The sequence below is a fragment of the Acinetobacter sp. AB03 genome, from assembly GCF_058107045.1.
In genome coordinates, this window is sequence record NZ_JBUEBA010000002.1 from 2895233 (window position 1) to 2915285 (window position 20053).

General features: G+C 43.7%; 20 protein-coding genes and 1 pseudogene. 8 read left to right on the plus strand and 13 right to left on the minus strand.

The genetic code is table 11. The annotated features are described in order from the left end of the window. The 3 genes and pseudogenes from ACY3FQ_RS14545 to coaE all read left to right on the plus strand — a co-directional run. Positions 1-128 (plus strand): annotated as a pseudogene (locus tag ACY3FQ_RS14545) (type II secretion system F family protein); the annotation flags it as partial. Continuing rightward, positions 128-988, plus strand: coding sequence for a prepilin peptidase (locus ACY3FQ_RS14550; protein WP_218288793.1), 861 nt, complete (start codon positions 128-130; stop codon positions 986-988). The pseudogene ACY3FQ_RS14545 and the gene ACY3FQ_RS14550, both read left to right, overlap by 1 nt. A 6-nt stretch (positions 989-994) precedes the next feature. Next, positions 995-1594 carry a dephospho-CoA kinase gene (coaE, locus tag ACY3FQ_RS14555; RefSeq protein WP_178928559.1) on the plus strand — a complete coding sequence of 200 codons (600 nt, stop codon included), beginning with the start codon at positions 995-997 and terminating at the stop codon, positions 1592-1594. Positions 1595-1607: 13 nt separating this feature from the next. Here coaE and ACY3FQ_RS14560 read toward each other — a convergent pair whose 3' ends face one another. From ACY3FQ_RS14560 to ppnP, 3 genes are all read right to left on the minus strand, one after another. Beyond that, entirely contained in the window at positions 1608-2525 is a 918-nt protein-coding gene (locus tag ACY3FQ_RS14560; RefSeq protein ID WP_489774272.1) for a DMT family transporter, read from the minus strand. A 32-nt stretch (positions 2526-2557) separates the two neighbouring features. After that, a complete protein-coding gene (gene rlmB, locus ACY3FQ_RS14565) occupies positions 2558-3307 on the minus strand; it encodes a 23S rRNA (guanosine(2251)-2'-O)-methyltransferase RlmB (protein WP_004692717.1) in 750 nt (249 codons plus the stop codon). A gap of 142 nt (positions 3308-3449) precedes the next feature. Further along, a complete protein-coding gene (gene ppnP / locus ACY3FQ_RS14570) occupies positions 3450-3773 on the minus strand; it encodes a pyrimidine/purine nucleoside phosphorylase (protein WP_125280995.1) in 324 nt (107 codons plus the stop codon). A gap of 391 nt (positions 3774-4164) precedes the next feature. On the opposite strand from ppnP, the gene recN reads away from it, so the two are divergent. From recN to ruvX, 3 genes are all read left to right on the plus strand, one after another. Then, the gene (recN, locus tag ACY3FQ_RS14575) at positions 4165-5826 is read left to right on the plus strand and encodes a DNA repair protein RecN (protein ID WP_489774274.1); all 1662 of its coding nucleotides are present in this window, start codon (positions 4165-4167) and stop codon (positions 5824-5826) included. A gap of 112 nt (positions 5827-5938) precedes the next feature. Next, positions 5939-6493 carry a YqgE/AlgH family protein gene (locus ACY3FQ_RS14580; protein ID WP_004692720.1) on the plus strand — a complete coding sequence of 185 codons (555 nt, stop codon included), beginning with the start codon at positions 5939-5941 and terminating at the stop codon, positions 6491-6493. Next, positions 6486-6929: a Holliday junction resolvase RuvX gene (gene ruvX, locus ACY3FQ_RS14585; RefSeq protein WP_062035179.1), complete on the plus strand. Its 444-nt coding sequence runs from the start codon at positions 6486-6488 to the stop codon at positions 6927-6929. Before ACY3FQ_RS14580 ends, ruvX begins: the two co-directional genes overlap by 8 nt. A 123-nt stretch (positions 6930-7052) precedes the next feature. On the opposite strand, the gene ACY3FQ_RS14590 is transcribed toward ruvX, so the two are convergent. The 3 genes from ACY3FQ_RS14590 to ACY3FQ_RS14600 are packed head-to-tail and all read right to left on the minus strand — an operon-like array spanning position 7053 to position 10386. Continuing rightward, entirely contained in the window at positions 7053-8060 is a 1008-nt protein-coding gene (locus ACY3FQ_RS14590; protein WP_062035180.1) for an HlyD family secretion protein, read from the minus strand. A gap of 35 nt (positions 8061-8095) precedes the next feature. Continuing rightward, positions 8096-8302: a DUF1656 domain-containing protein gene (locus tag ACY3FQ_RS14595; protein ID WP_159152940.1), complete on the minus strand. Its 207-nt coding sequence runs from the start codon at positions 8300-8302 to the stop codon at positions 8096-8098. Between the two features lie 2 nt (positions 8303-8304). Continuing rightward, a complete protein-coding gene (locus ACY3FQ_RS14600) occupies positions 8305-10386 on the minus strand; it encodes an FUSC family protein (RefSeq protein WP_178895942.1) in 2082 nt (693 codons plus the stop codon). A 447-nt stretch (positions 10387-10833) separates the two neighbouring features. On the opposite strand from ACY3FQ_RS14600, the gene ACY3FQ_RS14605 reads away from it, so the two are divergent. After that, complete coding sequence (locus ACY3FQ_RS14605; RefSeq protein WP_004692725.1) at positions 10834-11604, plus strand: IclR family transcriptional regulator; 771 nt, start codon at positions 10834-10836, stop codon at positions 11602-11604. Positions 11605-11610: 6 nt separating this feature from the next. Here the strand turns inward: ACY3FQ_RS14605 and ACY3FQ_RS14610 are convergent, their stop codons facing one another. Continuing rightward, positions 11611-12243 (minus strand): alpha-ketoglutarate-dependent dioxygenase AlkB family protein, encoded by a 633-nt coding sequence (locus ACY3FQ_RS14610; protein ID WP_125273383.1) that lies wholly within the window; start codon positions 12241-12243, stop codon positions 11611-11613. A gap of 128 nt (positions 12244-12371) precedes the next feature. On the opposite strand from ACY3FQ_RS14610, the gene ACY3FQ_RS14615 reads away from it, so the two are divergent. Beyond that, on the plus strand, positions 12372-14174 hold the full coding sequence (locus tag ACY3FQ_RS14615; RefSeq protein WP_489774275.1) for an ABC transporter ATP-binding protein: 1803 nt from the start codon (positions 12372-12374) through the stop codon (positions 14172-14174). A 54-nt stretch (positions 14175-14228) separates the two neighbouring features. Here the strand turns inward: ACY3FQ_RS14615 and pgsA are convergent, their stop codons facing one another. The 6 genes from pgsA to lpxO form a co-directional block, all read right to left on the minus strand. Beyond that, positions 14229-14816: a CDP-diacylglycerol--glycerol-3-phosphate 3-phosphatidyltransferase gene (gene pgsA / locus ACY3FQ_RS14620; RefSeq protein WP_224216459.1), complete on the minus strand. Its 588-nt coding sequence runs from the start codon at positions 14814-14816 to the stop codon at positions 14229-14231. 106 nt (positions 14817-14922) lie between these two features. Then, positions 14923-15717: a thioesterase family protein gene (locus ACY3FQ_RS14625; protein WP_148826870.1), complete on the minus strand. Its 795-nt coding sequence runs from the start codon at positions 15715-15717 to the stop codon at positions 14923-14925. A gap of 113 nt (positions 15718-15830) precedes the next feature. Next, positions 15831-17630: an excinuclease ABC subunit UvrC gene (uvrC, locus tag ACY3FQ_RS14630; protein WP_489774277.1), complete on the minus strand. Its 1800-nt coding sequence runs from the start codon at positions 17628-17630 to the stop codon at positions 15831-15833. A gap of 160 nt (positions 17631-17790) precedes the next feature. Next, on the minus strand, positions 17791-18135 hold the full coding sequence (locus ACY3FQ_RS14635) for a DUF2185 domain-containing protein (protein WP_078390040.1): 345 nt from the start codon (positions 18133-18135) through the stop codon (positions 17791-17793). Between the two features lie 155 nt (positions 18136-18290). Beyond that, entirely contained in the window at positions 18291-18698 is a 408-nt protein-coding gene (locus ACY3FQ_RS14640) for a PH domain-containing protein (RefSeq protein ID WP_489774278.1), read from the minus strand. Positions 18699-18916: 218 nt separating this feature from the next. Beyond that, positions 18917-19831 (minus strand): lipid A hydroxylase LpxO, encoded by a 915-nt coding sequence (gene lpxO / locus ACY3FQ_RS14645; protein ID WP_279044882.1) that lies wholly within the window; start codon positions 19829-19831, stop codon positions 18917-18919. Positions 19832-20053 lie beyond the last annotated feature (222 nt).

Here is a 20053-nt window from a genome sequence, read left to right on the forward strand (position 1 = left end):
TCGATAATGCGGTGGATGGCTTAACGGCAATGATGGAACCTCTGATCATGGCGGTCTTGGGTGTACTTGTGGGTGGCCTAGTGATTGCCATGTATCTACCAATCTTCCAAATGGGTTCTGTGGTTTAATGCAAGAAATAATTTCCTATCTGATCAATACTCCAATGGCGCTTTATTTCGCCGTTGGAGTTTTTAGTTTGTGCATTGGTAGTTTCCTGAATGTAGTGATCTATCGCACGCCAAAAATGATGGAACAAGAATGGCGCACCGACTGCCAACTTCTGCTTCATCCTGAACAGCCTATTATTGATGAAACGAAACTCTCGTTGAGCAAGCCTGCCTCGACCTGCCCCAAATGCAAAAGTGCCATACGCTGGTATCAAAATGTCCCTGTAATTAGCTGGTTACTGCTACGAGGAAAGTGTGGCACTTGTCATAACCCGATCAGCATTCGCTACCCTGCGATTGAACTCCTGACCGCCATTTGTGCATTGGTCGTGGTTGCAGTCTTTGGTCCAACAGTCCAAATGCTGTTCGGTCTCGTACTCACGTACATTTTAATCACCTTAACTTTTATTGATTTTGACACTCAACTTTTACCTGATCGCTATACCCTCACCCTTGCAGGTCTGGGTTTAGGGGTCAATAGTTATGCGATTTACACCACACCGACAGCGGCCATTTGGGGTTACATCATTGGTTTCTTATGCTTATGGATTGTCTACTATCTGTTTAAGCTCATCACAGGCAAGGAAGGTATGGGTTATGGTGACTTTAAGTTACTTGCTGCTTTAGGCGCATGGATGGGTCCTTTGCTACTACCACTGATTGTGCTACTTTCTTCTTTCGTAGGCGCCATTATCGGCATCATCCTGCTCAAAGTGCGTAAAGAAAATCAGCCTTTTGCTTTTGGCCCGTACATTGCCATCGCAGGTTGGATTGCCTTTTTGTGGGGCGAACAAATTATGAAAATTTACTTAGGCAATTAAAATAATATGTCATTTATTTTAGGCCTGACGGGTGGGATTGGCAGTGGAAAATCTGCGGCAAGCCACTGGTTTGAACAACAAGGCATACAAGTGGTTGATGCCGATGTCGTTGCTCGAGAAATTGTTGCTGTAGGTCAGCCTGCGCTTCAGCAAATTCGAAGCAGCTTCGGCGAGTGGGCCTTACTGGACAATGGCGAACTGAATCGACGCGCTTTACGTGAACACATTTTTCAGGACCCGTCTGCCCGTAAGCAATTGGAAAAGATCACCCACCCTGCAATTCGTCAGTCCATCATGCAACAATTACAAGCTGCGACCAGCCCTTATGCGATTTTGGTTTCACCGCTACTTTTTGAAACCAATCAGCATGAACTGACGCAACATACGCTTCTGATCGATGCTTCAATTGATATCCAGATTCTTCGTGCTTCGCAGCGCGACCATCAAACCATTGAGCAAATTCAAACCATCATTAAAGCGCAAATGTCTCGTGAACAAAAACAAGCGTTGGCCGATGATATTGTGCTAAATGATGGACACTTGGAACACTTATACGCACAACTCAGACCGTTGCATTTAAAGTATTTGGCCCATTCAGAAGTCTAAAAAAAGCAGTCTATTATGACTGCTTTTTTTGTTGCACGAGTTGGGCTTTCAAACTGTCCTTGCGTATCCAGCGCCAAGGCTGCAAGGCACCAATCCCCATCCCCACAAGCCCACATAAAATGGCAACACTCAAAGGTTCATTGAGCAAAGGAACCGCAATAATCGCAGCAATAAAAGGCGCCAACGTCACAATACTGCCTGTTTTAAATGCCCCCAAACGCTTAATGGCTTCCACATAAGTGAGGGTCGCCACGATGACCACAAACACGCCATGAAATACCACCTGAGCAATCAATTGCACAGGTTGCACATGCGCTAGGGTTTTGGGGAGGAATAAAACATAAATTGGCACAAAAACAATCGCAGCCCAAATCGCAACACCTGCCATGGAGTGCCATGCCGACAGTTTCCACTGTCTTAATAAAACGGTAAATGTTCCCCACAGCACAGCACTGAGGAAAAACAAGCCATCACCCAAACTAAAGGCGATACCTGTTTCTTGATACATCAACCCACTCATGGCCGTCAGTGCGAGTAACATAATACTGAGACTGAGCCAAGTATGCCGGTCAAACGGTTGTCGAAATAGCAGATAAGCTGCGACAGCCGTGCAAAGCGGAATGCAGCCATTGAGAAAGATCGCAGCATGTGCCGCAGGCACATAATGAAAAGCGCTATAAGCGGTGATGCAGTAACACACCCCACCAATCATCGCCAAAATAAAAGGCTCTTTCTTCCACAAAAACGCGGTATCTTTTTTATAGATCAAGATTGGCATTAAGATGCAAAACGCCAAGAGAAAACGTAAGGCGGTAATATCCCACGCACCAATACCCCAATTGGCACTGAGCCGCGCCGTTAAGGTAAATCCCCCCCAAATACACATGGTGATGGCAATAAATACATAGCCTTGTTTTTGAGGGGTCATCATTGGGCTTAAATTAAATTGGGAATTAAAAAATCTTAGACATTACGTTGACGGCATGCTTCATACAAAGCCATACCCGTTGCTACACTGACATTCAAACTTTGTAGATTGCCTGCCATAGGAATATAAACCGTTTGATCGCATTGTGACTGGGTAATTGGACGCAGACCAGTATCTTCAGCACCCATCACCACACATACAGCCGTTCCAGTAAAATCGAACTGTTGTAGCGGCAAGGCTTTTTCATCCAACATGGTACCAACCACACGCACATTAAACTCATCTTTAATTTGCGCTAAAGTCCGAGCCAAATTGGTCACTTGGATAAATTTGACTTTTTCAGCACCACCTGCCGCGACTTTGCGCGCGGTCGGGGTCAAACTTGCAGAACGATCACGAGGCACAATCACGGCCTCAACGCCCATTGCAGCCGCGGTACGGATACATGCGCCGAGGTTATGCGGATCGGTGACTTGATCTAAACCCAGCAATAAACAATTTGGCGATTGCTTCAGTAAGGCTTCTAAATCTTTTTCATTGAAAACTGGATTAGGACGGACCGCTGCCACAACGCCTTGGTGAAATGGCAAGCCCGCCATTTTTTCTAATCGATCACGACCCGTTTGTTGTACGCTAATACCAAAAGGTTCAGCCAACTCAAGTACACGCTTTAAACGCTGGTCATCACGCCCTTTTAAAGTAAAAAGCGTTAGTACGCGTTCAGGTTCAAGTTCCAACAATGACTCCACCGAATGAACGCCATAGAAATATTCAGGTTTAGCCATGTAGGACCTCTAAAAAGATAAATGACCATCGACACGATGTGCCAAAATAAAAATCCTGTAAAGCTGACTTTACAGGATTGCTGTGCAACAGATAGTTTAACCGATTTCGCTCGAAATTACTTGGCGAGTATCGGTTGAAAGCTTAGCCTTCTAAATGGCACACGTAGTCCAATACGTCGTCGGTTTCAATTTTAAAACGACTATTGCCAGGCACATAAAAAGACTGACCTGCGCGGAACAATTCGCTCTCTTCGCTGTCAGCAATTTGTACACGACATTCGCCTGAAATAATTTCCATACGCTCTGCTACATGTGTTTCAAACGTCAAAGCTTGCTCTGTCGGAAGAATGACCCCTAACGTTTTTTTGGTACCATCTTCAAATTGCACAGTATGACTGATGCATAAACCGCCAAAATAAACATTGGATTTTTTAATGACAGAGACATGGTCGAACTGAGTTGACATGCGTACACTCCAGATAATGCGCATTTATATTCGTATTGATTCGCTAGTTTAAAGATGTGCGATTAACTAATCAATCGATGTTTTATTCCCCTCAATCAATATTTTGTTAAAGTCCGACCATCGTACAATTGCCTCAATTTCTAGCCCATTTTGGCGTGTTTTTTGCCAATGCGATCCGTTCCCTGAGTCGTGCTCTTTCTGTATACACCGCATACCCACAAGTTTGTGCTGTGTTTGCTATAACAGTCGGATTAAAAAAATCTGCTAGGTCGACTTTCAGATTCACGCTAAAATAAGCCGACTTTGCACAAAACGAATAGCGTTGCCGTCTTGTCGGCTGAATAAAACTTCACTATCTTAAACTAAAACTTTTCGCAGCTCGGATGCGTTTATGCTGACACATTTAACTTTAATTAATTTTGCTTTAGCCGATCACTTAGCACTTGATATCGATCAAGGTTTTAATGTCCTGACTGGGGAAACAGGTGCAGGCAAATCATTATTGCTAGATGCACTGTCCGCCTGTCTGGGAGAACGGACCGACACCAACTATGTCCGTTTCGGTTCAGATAAAGCCGATGTCACGGCTATTTTCAGCTATCAAGAGCATAGCCCTGAAGCCCTATGGTTAAAGGCACATGAGTTAGATGATGAGTCAGGCGAAATTCATTTAAGACGTGTGATCTTTGCCACTGGCCGCAGTAAAGCATGGATTAATGGTCGTCCGAGCAGCTTAGCTGAATTGAAAGAAATCGGGCGTTTGCTGGTACAACTGTATAGCCAACACAGTCAACAACAGCTATTAGAACCGCCTTATCCAAGACGCTGGTTAGACCTCTATCATAACTTCTACCCAGAAGCGCAAGCTGTGCGTGAAGCCTATAGCACATGGCAAAAAGACATTCGTCAGCACCAAGCCGCATTGGATGCTCAAGCCACGCGTAAACAACGTATGGATACTTTGAGTTTACAATTAGAAGAACTCGAAGATGTGGTGCAAATCGACTATAAAGAGATTGAACAAGAGTTCGACCGCCTGTCTCATCATGAAAATATCATGCAGGACTGTAGTTATGCCGTTACGGCCTTAGATGATGCTGAACAAAATATTAATCAAGAAATTTCCAGTATTATTCGCCGCTTAGAGTCACATGCAGGACGCAGTGAACAATTGGCCGAGATTCATACGTCTTTGCTGAATGCACAAAGTGAGCTTGACGATGCCACGGCCAATCTACGTCAGTTTATTGACCGTCAAAGTTATGACCCAGAACGCATGGAAGAGTTAAACACCCAACTTGAGATGTTCCACCGTTTTGCCCGTAAGTACCGCACGCAGCCAGAACACTTAAAACAAGAACATGAACAATGGCTATCTGAACTGGCACAACTCCATTTATTAGAAGACCCAGAAACACTAGCTGAGCAAGTTGAAGTCTCGCATCAGGACCTGTTAAATAAAGCCCAGCACCTCGACCAAATTCGTCGCGATGCAGCCGCACCATTGGCAAAACATTTAACCGAACAGGTCAAACAATTGGCTCTGCCTGAAGCACACTTTGAGTTTAAGTTTGAACCAATGGAGCAAGTTTCTAGTGAAGGCCTAAGTTTTATCCAATTACTGTTCACCGCCAACAAAGGCATTCCACCACAACCATTAGCCAAAGTTGCTTCAGGCGGAGAGTTGTCACGTATCGCGTTGGTGATGCAAGTGATGAATGCTGAAAAAACCGAAGCTGAAGTTTTAGTCTTCGATGAAATTGACGTCGGCATTAGTGGTGGCACGGCGGAAATTGTCGGTCGTCTCTTGGCCGACTTGGGTTCGCATGTGCAAATTCTGTGTATTACCCACCAAGCTCAAGTTGCAGCACAGTCTGACCAGCACTTGTTGGTGAAAAAACGTCAGACTGACCCTGCCAGTAGCACCATTTTAAACTTAGAAGAAGATGAGCGTATCGATGAACTCGCACGTATGACAGGCGGCGTTGAAATCAATGACACTACATTACAACATGCCAAGCAATTACGTCAGTTGAAGTTTCAATCCGCCTAATTTATGTAGACTGGATCACAAAAAAAGATTTGGAGAAAGTGCATTAGTCTAGTAACGTGGTAGATAACAACATTTGACTAGAAGCATTTTAATTTCAAGGAGAAGCCTTTAGGTGAGCAAACAATATCTGACGCATCGCTGTCTCATTGCCCCACCCGATATGGCAGATGAAGTCTTTGCCCATACCGTGATTTATTTGGCCCGACACGATGAGGAAGGTGCTCAAGGCATCATCATCAACCGCCCTTCAGGACTTTCAGTCAAAGAACTGCTCAATGATCTTGAAATTGAAGCCGATCACGTACGACCACATGATGTTCTCCAAGGTGGGCCTTTGCGTCCAGAAGCTGGCTTTGTCTTACATACGGGTCAGCCGACATGGCACTCTTCCATTGCGGTGGGCGAAAATATCTGTATCACCACGTCTAAAGATATTTTAGATGCGATTGCGCATAATGAAGGTGTGGGTCGCTATCAAATTGCTTTGGGCTATACCAGTTGGACCAAAAACCAATTGGAAGATGAGCTGTCTCGTGGTGATTGGCTAGTCTGCGATGCTGATATGGATTTGATTTTTAATATTCCTTATGACGACCGTTGGGATGCTGCCTATAAAAAGCTCGGGCTGGATCGAACATGGTTGTCTTCTGAGATTGGACATGCCTGATTTAAACACGCCCCAAATGATTATGGCATTTGATTTTGGTACACAAAAAATGGGCATGGCAGTCGGTCAAGCACTGATTGAAAGTGCAACACCTTTGGCTTTGTTTCCCATGAAAGATGGCATCCCCAATTGGGATGAACTGCATAAAATTATTAAGCAATATCAACCCAATGTATTTTTAGTCGGATTACCACTCAATATGGATGATAGCGAGTCGGAATTATCTGCTCGAGCACGTAAGTTCGCACGTCGTTTACGTCATCAAACCAATATTGAAACATGGATGGTGGATGAACGCTTAAGTACTCGTGCAGCCCGTGATGAGCTGAGCCACTATCATGCACAAGGCCGAGGCAAAAAACTTTCTGCTGATAGCCTTGCTGCAACCTTGTTTATTGAAAGCTGGTATCGCGATCCTGAAGGTCTTACGCCTTAACGAGGCTTTCTTAAAATAGATGACATGGGTTTTATGGCTGGAGTTGTATCTCAACACAGCAAATAGCGTTCTAAAAAAAGCATTCTCATCGGATGCTTTTTTTTGAAATGAACAGAGGTCAATTTAGTGCTGTGACTCGGTAATATGTACCGTCACGGTTCGCCCAGCGACAAAGGCCAATTCATTTTTCGGAATCTCATCCAGTGCAATTTTCACAGGAACGCGCTGCGCTAAACGCACCCAACTAAAGGTTGGGTTTACATTGGCCAATAAACCTGTACTTGTAGTTCGTTCACGATCTTCAATGCCTGAAGCAATCCCCTGCACATGTCCTTTCAATATGTTTGAGTCCCCCATCAACTGTACAGTAGCGGGCGCACCCAAATATATTTTATTTAACTTGGTTTCTTCAAAATAACCGACCACATAAAGCTGTGAGCGATCTAATAATGCCGCTACCGCCTGCCCCACTTTGACATAATTTCCTGCTTTCATCTCAAAATTAGACAGTGTGCCATCGGCTGGTGCCACCACTTCGGAACGGTTCAAGTTTAATTCAGCCAAATGTAAATTACTGGTAGCTACATCGATTAACGCCTGTTGCTGCGCAATATTGGCTTTGGCCTGCTGAATCGCCGCTTGCATTTGTTCATGTTCGGCATGCGATTGATCTCGTACGGCAAACATCTGATCTTGTTCTTGCTTTGAAATAGCACCATCCATCAAATTTGCATAGCGTTCTGCATTTTTATCGGCCAAGTGACTATTGGCTTGTGATTTGGTCAAATTGGCTTTGCTTTGAAACAGCTCAGCTTCGGCAGCAGCCAAACTGGCTTTAGCTTTAGCCAAGTCTGATTTGGCTTGTTCCACATCAAGTGCCTGACGCGCCACATCAATTTTAAACAGCACCTGACCTTGTTTAACACTTTGATTATCATGCACTAAAACTTCTGTGACTAAGCCCGATACATCGGAAGACACTTGAATCACATCGCCACGAACCCGCCCATCACGTGTCCACGGTTCAGCATTATAATAATGCCAAAGATGCACGAGCACCGCGATCGCAATACCCGCAATCAGTACTAAAGTGATGGGACGGCTCAGTTTACGCCAATCAAAGGATGCCATTTCTTTTACCTCATTCATTTCAATCAGATGTGCGCTTAGGCAAAGCTCACGATAAAACCCCAATGGACCATGCCAAGCACTGTAATGTAGAGGCATAAATAAAAAATACTGGGTAAAAAAATCCAGCCTTTGTCGACCCAAGGATCGGTCACCCGCATGAGTAACTTTAATACGATGTAGGCCAATACCGCCTGAATGGCCAAAACTGGCACATACACACCATAGATATTAAGTTCACCCATCGTTATGCTCCCATCAAACTGACTTGAGACATTTCGTCCCATGTCGCATGACAGAGACTGCTTTGAATATTATTCAGTGAAACTTGTAAACGCCGAGCAATGCTTAGGTCTTGCAGCTGTATAAGCTCGGCCTGAATGATCTGAATTTTGTCCAAAATATGTTTTCTGACCTGTAGGTCGCTATGGTCTAATTCTTTCGCGTGAAAATAAGCATCCATTTGGCTTTGTAGTTCTTGTAGATGTAGCGTGATCAAGGCCTGCACAGGCATTTTTTCAATCAGTTCTTGCACCCGAGTTAAATCAATCACCGCACTGGATTCAATCAGGGCCAAATTAATTTTTTGCTTCAAACGATCGGACTGTACCAACTTGGTATTCAGTACGCCTATCCGATCCAACATACTGCGCAAATGCACTCTAAATTCCACCCCATAAGGTAGATAAAGCGCTTGTCGTATCGCTTTATAATGTAAAGACAGGATTCGCTTGGCTGTAATGTCCGGCGACATCGCACGCACCAAGTGAATCACATAGACAGAAATGATGGGGCCAAGCACCGTCCCAATCGATGCATCAAAAAACATCACTTGGTCAAGGTGATAACGGTTTTGCAGATTTAAGCCCATGACCACACCCATTATCAAAGGTAGCGCCAAACCTGTGAGCGGCGGATGTAAAAACAGCATCAGACAGTACATACAAAAAGGGGCCAACACCACAGCCAACATCCAAAAAGCGCTGATGTGTGGGAAGATGCCATAAGCATAAATAAAGACAATAATCGCCGCATACAGACTGGCACGGATAAAGATTTTTAAGGCAGGAACAGGATTGTCCATACTGGTCAGAATACAGGCACAAATAGCGGCCATCTCTGCCATCATAAAACCGGCTTTCCAACCACTGATAATCCAAAAACCAGTCGCCACAAGCACCACAATAAAAGCTGAAATGCCGCCACGCACGGCTACGCCATGATCTCGATGTAAGTTGGGATAGTTTGTACTAATTGGGGTCACTATTGCGGGTAAGCTGTCATCCCCCTGTTGGATACGCTGCCAAATCAACCTAATGGCGCGTATATTTTGGGTGAAATGACGCACATCCATTTTTAAACTGACCAACATGACTTGCTGCTGTGGCAAGGCACTGTCAAACACGGCTTGAAAACTCGACTCAAACTGCTCAGGTAGCTGGTTTAAGTCCTGCTCTAAAATGACCTGATCACTTTGTAAAAATTTTACAATCTGTACATGCGCCTTTTCTAAAGCTGGTCGGTAGCGTGAGTCAATGTGATCTAACTGCTGAATTCGCTCGGCCATGGCCACCAAGTTTGTCACCAACATACTGAGTTGATGCAGCATTTCTTGGAGCGGTTTGGTCATGCCCTGCAAGGTTGATTTTTCATAGCTCAAGTGCACGGCCATCACATGAATATCGGCAATATCCCGCGTGATATGACTAAGCGTAGTGCTGTAATTAATGGCCTTAACATCATCTGTCAGGATCTGATCAAAAACCGCTCGAGTGTCTTGAAAAGTCTGTGAAACACGGGTTTTGACTACGGGACCAATATGCATGGGAAACAGTACCGCATTCACCACTGCACTACACAGTACTCCCACCGTGATTTCAATGCAGCGACCAATCGCCATATCAAACATGGAAGTGGTTTCAATGTTATAGACAATGTTGTAGCAAATAATGACCGTGGTATAGCCCGCCAACATAAAAATATAGCTACGCGGCGTCCGATCCAACAATGAAAAATAGAGACAAAACCCGACCCATGTGGCTAAAAATAATGTGAACAATTCAGGCGTGTTGATAAGGTTTGGCGTGACTGCAATCGAAACAATCGCTCCCAGCAACGTTCCCAACACTCGATAAAGACTTTTTGAGGAAGTCATTCCTGCATATGGGTTTGCGATAACGAAGACCGTTCCAATCGCCCAAATGGGATAAGCCAAATCTAATGAAAATGCGACATAAAGTGAAAGCATGCCTGCCAAAAAGGTTTTCGTCGCAAAAATCCAGTCCAATTTATTTGGGCGGAATGCGAGTAACTGTTTGGTGAGGAACATAAATTCATCTCTAAATGCGCTGAATGACAACATTTAAACAACTCTTCAACACAGCATTGCTCAGACAAACAGCATCACTTCGTCCTCACCTCATGCGAAGACGGATGAAAAAATAATTCAATAAATGAAGTCTTTTACAGACATGGTCAAAGACAGCGCCATGTTGAAAGGAAAGAAAATAGCTCAATAAATAACAAAATCATTATTCATTAAAAGACATTTATAATGATAATTTTTCCAAAAATATGGATTTTTGTCAATTAAAATATCTTAATATGATAATTTACATTTTTTTAAGATCATATTTCACCCCTTTTATTGCGTTACAAATGCTGATAAAAGTCCACGAAAGCCATGCGCTCAGAACGAAAGCCATGTCGAGTCTAGGGTTTTTGTTATATAGTAACTGTCGTTCAAATGGCTTTTATTTTGACTAAGTAGGTTCTTATGGCACTTTCAAGTTTCGGTAAAATTCTCACTGTCTTAGACCTCTTTTCTGTGTCACGCCCGATTATCAATGTCGATATCATCAGTGCCGAACTGGGGCTATCACAGCCCACCAGTTATCGTTATTTAAAGGAATTGGTATCCGCAGGACTTTTACAGCGCTTAAGTGGAACCAGTGGTGACTATACTTTAGGCTCTCAAATTGCTGTTTTGGACTATATCTCTCGAACGACAGACCCACTCTTACAAATCAGCATTCCTTTTATGCAAGACATCGTTGAGCGAACGGAGTTTTGCTGTATCCTCACCCAGCTCAACGCAGAGCACTGTATTGACCTATATGGTGAAGTCTTTAAAGACCTTGAGTTATTTTCTTATGGGCGTGGTTGCCCACGTCCCGTATATTTAGGTTCATCGCCTAAAGTGGTGATTTCACAGCTCAGCAAAGCTAAAATTATTGAATATTATCAAAAATTTTCGGCTCAGCTGGCCGAAGTCAATTTTGCTGCGAGCCAAGATGAATTTTTACAGAAAATGAAAGCCATTAAGAAACAGGGCTATTATTTTTCCAATGGCGAGTTTGACCCCAACCTAGCCAGTCTGTCTGTACCAGTCAAATTTTCACCCAAAGATACACCGTTGGCACTGACCTTATTGGCTTCGAAAAACCGGTTTGAATTTGTGGATCTGAAAAAAATGGTTGAAATATTAAGACATAGCGCCTTACAGATCGAACAGAAATGCCATCTATTGCATAATATTGAAGCTTAATTTTACTTAGCGTTGAAGCATTGGATAGAAATAGCGAAAGGTTAAATTCAGACGCGGCTCAGTGATTTTGCTGGATTTCATCAAAGCATGTTTCCAGTAGCGCTGGGTCTGTCCACGCATCACGATCAATTGCCCGCTGTGCAACATCAGCCCGACTTTTTCCTGTTTAAACTTGTGCTTAAAGCAAAACTTACGGGTTGCGCCAAAACTGAGTGAGGCAATCACCACATTTTCTTGCTGCGGTGAACGTAGTGAAGGCTCATCATCACTATGCCAGCCGACGGCTTGGCTGCCATTTTCATATAAATTAGCTAGGCATGAGTTAAATGGATGTCCCACCAATTGCTCAATATGTTGTTTTAAACGAAACAAAGCTGGATTCCATAACCGTGCTTGCTTGGCACTGCCCGAATAGTGATATTCATACTCGGCATCGCCATACCACACCACTTTTCGCTCCGTGACATAACGTTTGCCATACAGTACGACCTCGTCAGGTTGCCATGCCAAATGTGCTAAAAAATAATCCAAATATTTCGCACTTTGCTTCGCAGTTAAAATCAAGCCCAAGTCCTGCACCTGCCCATCGAATGGGAGCAAGTTTGCTTGCGGTTCAGGACTAAACAGATTTAAGGTCATGACTTTTCCTCCTCTGCAAACAGTTTAACTGAATTTAGAACGACACAAATCAAAACAAAGTCACAGCTTGTCGCCTAGCCTCCTTATGCATACACTCATGTGAACTTTCACAATAAAAAGAAGCATGTATGAACCTTTGGCAGTTGTTTCAAAAGCTTCACCCCTTTGTCCGTCCCTATCGGATATTGGTGATTGCGACCTTGATCCTGACGCTGATTGGTTCCTTCACCGCGCAGGTTAATGCTCTGACTTTGCAATATGCCGTCGACAGTATCAACCGTCTGGTCGAACAAGGCCAAGGACTGACCGAAGGCCTCCATATTTTGATCACCATTACTGTGATTTTACTCAGTAAAGAAATCATCAGTGCCTTGGTTCAGTTTGGTCAAAAGTTTTATGGGGAAAAGCTCCGCATTCTGGTATCGCAAGACTTGGCGCAAAGCATTATCGAAAAATTTCTCAGCTACCGTTTGGCCTTTTTTAATGACGATCAGAACCAAGCAGGTAAGCTACAAACGCGAATTGACCGTGGCATTGGCTCACTCACCCGTCTGGTACAAATCTTTTTTATCGATATTTTGCCACTTTTTAGCAGTGCCATTGTGGCACTGGGGCTGATGTACTATGCCAACTTCTACGTCGGTTTGGTGGCGACCAGTATTATCCCAATTTACTTTTGGCTGACCTTCCAACAAGCTAAGAAACTGGGGGGATGGCGACGCAACCTGCGTGATGGCCGTGAAAAAAAGAGCCAAGGCATTCTCAGTATTATCCAGTCGATTAGCGTGATTAAGTCCTTTAACCGGGAGTCCATTGAATCGACCAAACAACTGAAACTGCAAAAAGCACTAACCGATAACCAGATGCAAACGCGTCAACTCAGCTTTTTATTTGATGGCTTAAAGACCTTTATTGAACAAATCGGGATTGTGCTGATCATCATCCTCACGGCGTACTTTGTGCTCGATGGACAGATGAGCATCGGCATGATCATGTTTCATATTTTGCTGTTTAATAATGTCTCTGCACCAATTCGTTCATTGCACCGTATTTATGATGAAGTGAATGATGCAATGATTTATTCGGAAAGCTTTTTTAAAATTTTAGAAGCAGATGATGAAATCGAGCAAAGTGGTGCGCTCAAACCCACAATTCAGGGAAAATTCAGCCTAAAGAATGTCGATTTTTTCTACCCCAATGGTCATCACGCTTTAAAACAAATCAACATGGAAGTTCGACCCAACAAAATTACAGCGTTGGTGGGCTTATCTGGTGCAGGAAAATCCACTTTAATTAGCCTATTAGATAAATTTTATCAGCCTGATGCAGGAAAAATTGAGCTTGATGGAATTGATTTACAAGACATCGACACCGCCTATTTACGTGATCACATTGGCCTCGTCTTACAGAAAAATCACATTTTCCAAGGCAGTATTTTAGACAATATTCGCTATGGAAAAATCAATGCCAGTGATGAAGAGGTCTATGCTGCCGCAGAAAAAGCCTCTATTCATGAACAAATTTTGCAGTTACCCGCAGCTTACCAATCCGATGCACTGATGCTTTCAGGCGGGCAACAACAACGCATTGCGCTGGCACGGATGTTCCTCAAGAACCCACCGATTATTTTTCTGGATGAACCAACCGCCAGCCTCGATGCGATTGCTAGCGAGCAAATTAAACAGAGCCTCGATGAGATCAAACAAGGGCGAACGGTGATTATTATTTCGCATAGTCTGTCGCAAATTATAGATGCCGATTATACCTATGTCATGAAGGAAGGTTGTATTGCTGAACATGGGGAACATGAAGCGCTGTACCGTCAGGATGGGGTCTATAAGGAAATTTTCGATGCCATGGCCAAGAGCCTCAATATTGAAAAAATTGCCAAGACTTTTGAAGATGATACTGAGGAAGAAACGCATAGCTAATGAATCTCAGATACAAAAAAAGCTCCCGCAGGAGCTTCTTAAAAAATCTAACAATCAAGGCTGTTTTAAGTAAGGCCAAGCCGCTTTGAGATAAATAAACATCGACCATAAAGTCAAAATTACCGCGGTATACAACAATGCATAAGCCAACATTTCAAGCGGCTGCCAATTCAGTAAGAACACAGTAATCGCAATCATTTGAAAAGCGGTTTTATATTTCCCAACCGTAGACACGGCTACATTGGTACGCGCGCCTAACTCTGCCATCCATTCACGCAGTGCTGACACCGTAATTTCACGGGAAATAATTACAATCGCCGCAAATGCCATCGAAATTTCTGGTTTCCACTGCACCAACACGATCAGTGCTGCTGCCACCATCAATTTATCCGCAACAGGGTCTAAGAAACGCCCAAATGCAGAGGTCTGATTTAAAGTCCGCGCCAAATAACCATCGAACCAATCTGTCACCGCTGCAACGACAAAAATAGACGTCAACAAAATATGACGAGACATAGTTACCGCTTGTTCAGCGATACCCATTACAGGGGGCCAATAGGCCACCAACAAAAAGACCGGAATTAAGGCAATACGCGCCAAGGTCAAGATATTAGGAATATTCAGGATGCGACCTGTAGTCATAAACACCGCCAGTTGTTTCCCTCATGTACGATGAAAATGCACACTTTTTTGAGGTTTAATCCATCGTTAATAGCGCCCACTTTATACGAATTGACCTAAGGTGTCACTAGGCAAACACGGTAACTGTTTGACGTGAAATCGCAATTAAACGATTCTGATCATCCCACAAATAGGCGGCTTCGGTGGAATATCCACCCGCAGCATATTGCGTTTCAACGTGGTATTTCATCCAATCGTGTAACTGATTTTTCAACGGATGCACATAGGTCAAATGCCATGTTAGCGAACTGGCAGGTGCCATACTTTTAAACATCGGTAGCACCCCTGGTGGCCAAATGTCCATCGACACCATAAGGTCGGCTACAGTCATGTCTCGATTTTCATGTAAGTCTGGATTAAAGCGATACCAGCCAGAAAAGTCAGGCTTTGGGCTGGCTGTACATGGATACTGCCCTGTCACCCAAACCATATCTAGCTGCTTAAAGCACTCAGGCGCAAGCGGGTGATGCGGTGCTGTTGTAAGACCATCAACCGATGGAAATGCTGGCGCTACAGGTTCTTGATGCACATGGATACTTGATTCACGCTGTGTCCCAAAGCTTGCCACTAAAATGCTTTGAACTGCATCATCTTGCCATAAACGCACTTCCAAGGTCGTCACCGATTTGCCTTGACGTAGAATCTCGCTGGTTAAACGAACTTTGGCCTGTTGTACTGGGCCAACAAAAGTCACGCTACAACTGAGTAAATGCTTCGTGTCATCGGCAAGAGTCAACAATGCTTTTTGCATCATTAAACCTGCGACCAGTCCACCATAAATCGTGCGTCCTTGTAACCAGCCTGTAGGAATATCAATCCATTCTTGTTCTGCTAAAGCCTGATAACTGTGTTGAAGCGACATGTGGCATCCTTGTTTTAAATTCCGTCTATATCTTTACAACACAATTCAACCAATGTGAATGATCAATGACCCATGCGTCAATGAGCACTTTTGCCATCGTAGTAGATGCGGTTCTACTCATGCAAAACTTTATAAATAGTACGGGCCATCACTTCACCCAAACCGGGGACTAGGGTTAAGTCTTTTTCGGAGGCTTTCAACACCCCTTGAATCCCACCAAAGTGCGTCAATAAATCGCGGCGGCGTTTCGGACCCAAACCTGGAATCACTTCCAAAATCGATGAACCACGTTTTTTATCACGTTTAGCTCGGTGTTTAGTAATCGCAAACCGATGTGCCTCATCACGCACCTGTTGAATCAAATGCAATGCTTTATGATCTTCAGGCAACTGAATTTTAGTTCCATCGGTAAAGTGTAGGGTTTCAAGGCCCGGCTTACGCCCCTCGCCTTTTGATACCCCAACAATAAAGGCCTCTAAACCCAGCTCTTGCATGACTTCCATCGCCATATGCAACTGCCCTTTGCCACCATCAATCAGCAGTAAATCAGGCAGCATAGCTTTTTTATAACGACGGGTCAGCGCTTGACGCATTGCGGCATAGTCATCACCAGCGGTAATGTCTTGAATTGAAAACTGACGATAATCGCGCTTACGAATGCCGCCACTGTCGAATACCACACAGGAAGCCACGGTTTCTTCACCCATGGTATGTGAGATGTCAAAACATTCGATCCGATCAATCGGACGTCCCACCACTTGTTCAAGTTGATGGAAACGCTCATTCAGTTCAAAGTGATTGGCCAATTGCCCTTTGATCGCATGCTGCACATTCATCTGTGCCAGCTCTAACCATTCTGCACGTGTCTCACGCACGCTATGTTTAATCTGTACTTTCTTATCAAACTGTTGTTGTAACGCTTGTTCCAGCTCTTTTCGATCGGGCAATTCGACATTTACAATCAACTCACTGGGTACTTCATCCGCCACTTGGAAATAAAAGTTTGCTATGAAGTCGGCCAGCATTTGCCCCAAATCATCTCCGAGCATATCTGGGAAGTAGCTTTTACCTCCGAGCATTTTCCCGTTGCGCACATGCATGATCTGCACACATGTTACCCCTGCCTGATAGGCAATCGCTAAAATATCGGCCTCACCTTTGAGCTTATAAATGGCTTGTTGAGACTGGACATCCCGCAGCAGCGCCATACGGTCACGGTAAAACACCGCTTTTTCAAACTCTAAGGCTTCGGCCGCTTGCTCCATTTTCGCAATCAGTTCTTGATTCAGCTCTTTGGTGTCCCCTTGTAAAAAACGAATCGAGTTATCGACATCATTTTTATACTCTTCAGGGCTAATGAGTTCCACACATGGCGCTGAACAACGTTTAATTTGATACTGCAAACAAGGACGCTTACGCTGTGAAAAATAGCTATTTTCACACTGACGAACATTAAACAGCTTTTGCAAAACCAACAAAGTATCCCGTGCATTATAAGCACTCGGATACGGTCCAAAGAACTTTCCAACTTGGTGTTTGCCTTTGCCCCGACCCGATGCAATCCGTGGATAAGGTTTGTCGGCAGAGACAAAGATATACACATAGGACTTATCGTCCCTAAGCATGATGTTATAGGGTGGACGGTGCAGCTTAATCAGGTTTTGTTCAAGCAGCAGTGCTTCAGTTTCGGAACGAACGACTAAGGTTTCGATGTCATAAATACGCGCCACCAAAGCCTGCGTCTTCGGGTGCTCAATAGTTTTGACAAAATAACTGGAAACACGATTTTTTAAATTTTTCGCTTTGCCCACATACAGCAGTTCACCGTCTTTGCCGAGCATGCGATAAACGCCCGGCAGTGTGGTCATATTGGCTAAAATTTTTTCGATATGTTCTCGTGCGTTTTCGTTCACAGGGTTCCCTAATTTTCTCGGCTCGCCGTCAACTGTTCTGCTTAGGCTTAACCTTTGATCTGTCTTTTAGATTGGGCAGGTCTAACGCATTTCAAGCACATGACAAGTGCGTTTCAAAACCAGTCCGCTGGTAAAAGACATTGATACTGAGATTGAAGGCTTACTCCAGATCCATCGCTTCAAAATCGATCCGTTCAAACACACCTTGTTCATTGCGGGCAAAGTGACTTCCCGCAGGTGCATTTAAGTGAGCAATGATGTCCGCATCATAATTGGCAATCACATTGACCTCATAAAGGCCTAAATTTTCAGGGTCTTCAATATAGTCATCTCCTTCTTCACCCGATAAAAACACCCAACCACTTTCATCGCTAGATTGTGCTTCTTCACGGTACATATAGGCCACTTTTAGGCCTTGCACCGTAATCATATCTGAAGCGATACAACTCCCCATATGCGGCACTAAAGTTTGAATTTGTGTCGGACTCAATTGATACGACTTCATAAGAATATCCTTCAACGGCAAGTAGACGTTTTGCATGTGGAGGTTTGTGGGATGAACAGAACTCAAGTTTATTTTACTTTAGTCTTCACGGCATATTTGAGCAAGGCTTTCACTCGCTTAGGCCCGTAAAGCATACAACTTGCCTCAGACAGTGTTCATGACAATTTTAACGCAGCTTTAAACGCTACTTTGTCTTTCGGTGACACCAAAATGGTTTTGGTTTGGCCCTGTTTCAAGTATTCAATCTTTAGACGATCTAAGGACAAGGCTGGTGAACTGATGGAATTATCTGTTTCAGAAACCGACTGTATCGCGCTTAAGGGAATGATCCATTCAAAACAGAGACTGCGAACCATCAGTTGCTCCTGATCGACCACATAGCGGGTACTCCACAGCGGCCACCACAGCAAAACAATAGTCAAAGCATAGACCACAACGAACAAAAGATTTTGCATCAAAATGCCTTTGCCATAGGTGGTCAAAATCAATTGGGCCAACAGGCCTGACATGGCAATAATAAACCCCAAAAACCACCAGTCCATCTTCGAACGAAACTTTTGCATCTTGAAACCTCATGCCTTATCTAAGTTATAGGTCGCGATCTTAAAAAATGACACAGATACGCGCTCATGTTGTTTTTAGTTTTAACTGGATAAAGCATAAAGCCATGCGTGGTTCGAATCCACTGTAAGCCTTGAAATAAATAGAAAAATCAAAAGGGCAGATAGGCTTCCCCTTTTCTGCCCAAATAAAAAACGCCCCTCAGGGCGTTTAATGTGCTTTAAAACACATAAGGTTGAACAAAGATCAAAAAGAAAATTCCGAGCATCAGGAACCACTTTAAGCAGTAGTACAGTTGACGGTTGGTTTTCTTCAAAGCTTTGGCTTTGATCCGCACTTGATAGACAGAACCAAAGACTTTATTCAGCCCACCCGTTTGATCCCCAGCTTCATTTGGAGAGCTGGCAGCGGTCATCACTTTTTTACCAAACCAGTGATTGAAACGTTCCATAAAGCGTGTCTTTAATGGACGCTCGACATCGGCAAAGAAAATAATGCGGTTTTGGTCGGTCTTATTTTCTGCATAGTGAATATAAGTTTCATCAAAGACCACACTTTCACCATCACGCCATGAATAGCGCTGACCATCCACATCAATAAAGCAGCGGTCATCATTCGGTGTGATCAGCCCCAAGTGATAACGCAATGAACCCGCATAAGGGTCACGGTGACGAACCAAACGGCTGTCTGGTGCCAGTTCGGTAAACATCGCGGCTTTAATGGTCGGCAAGGTTTTCAGCAAGGTTGTGGTTTTTGGACAAAGCTCAGCAGCTGACGGATGCGCAGAGTCATACCATTTCAGATAAAAGCGCTTCCAGCCTGTTTTGAAAAAGGAGTTAAACCCCAAGTCATCATAACTACTCGATGCTTTAATTCCGCCTTTTTCATATAAAGCTTTTGCTTCATCACGAATCATTTCCCAGTTTTCATCCAACACTTTTAAGTCTTGAAAATGCTGAGTGTCGATATACGGCTGATTCGGCACCTTTGAAAACATGTACATGAGGTAGTTAATCGGTGCAAGAATCGTTGAATGATCGAAAAATTGACGATAAAACGAGTGACGAACCTTCCCACGTTGCTGAATATAAAATGCAGAAAGAATAAAAATCGCCAGAATGATCCACTTAATCATATGAAAACCTGGAAACCAAAGAAAACGAAATAAAAGAAAAAGACCGGTATTCGGTCTAGACTGCAAATTGTAACATAGGCTGCAAAGTACGTCCTATTTCCAGCTTTTCATCACAAGTTTTCATTCTGTTTGGGTTTACCTGCAAGTGCAGCATTGACTAAATTGCCAAAATCGGCTCAAAGGTTGACTTGAAATATAAGGACGCTGTCTAATCATTTTTTA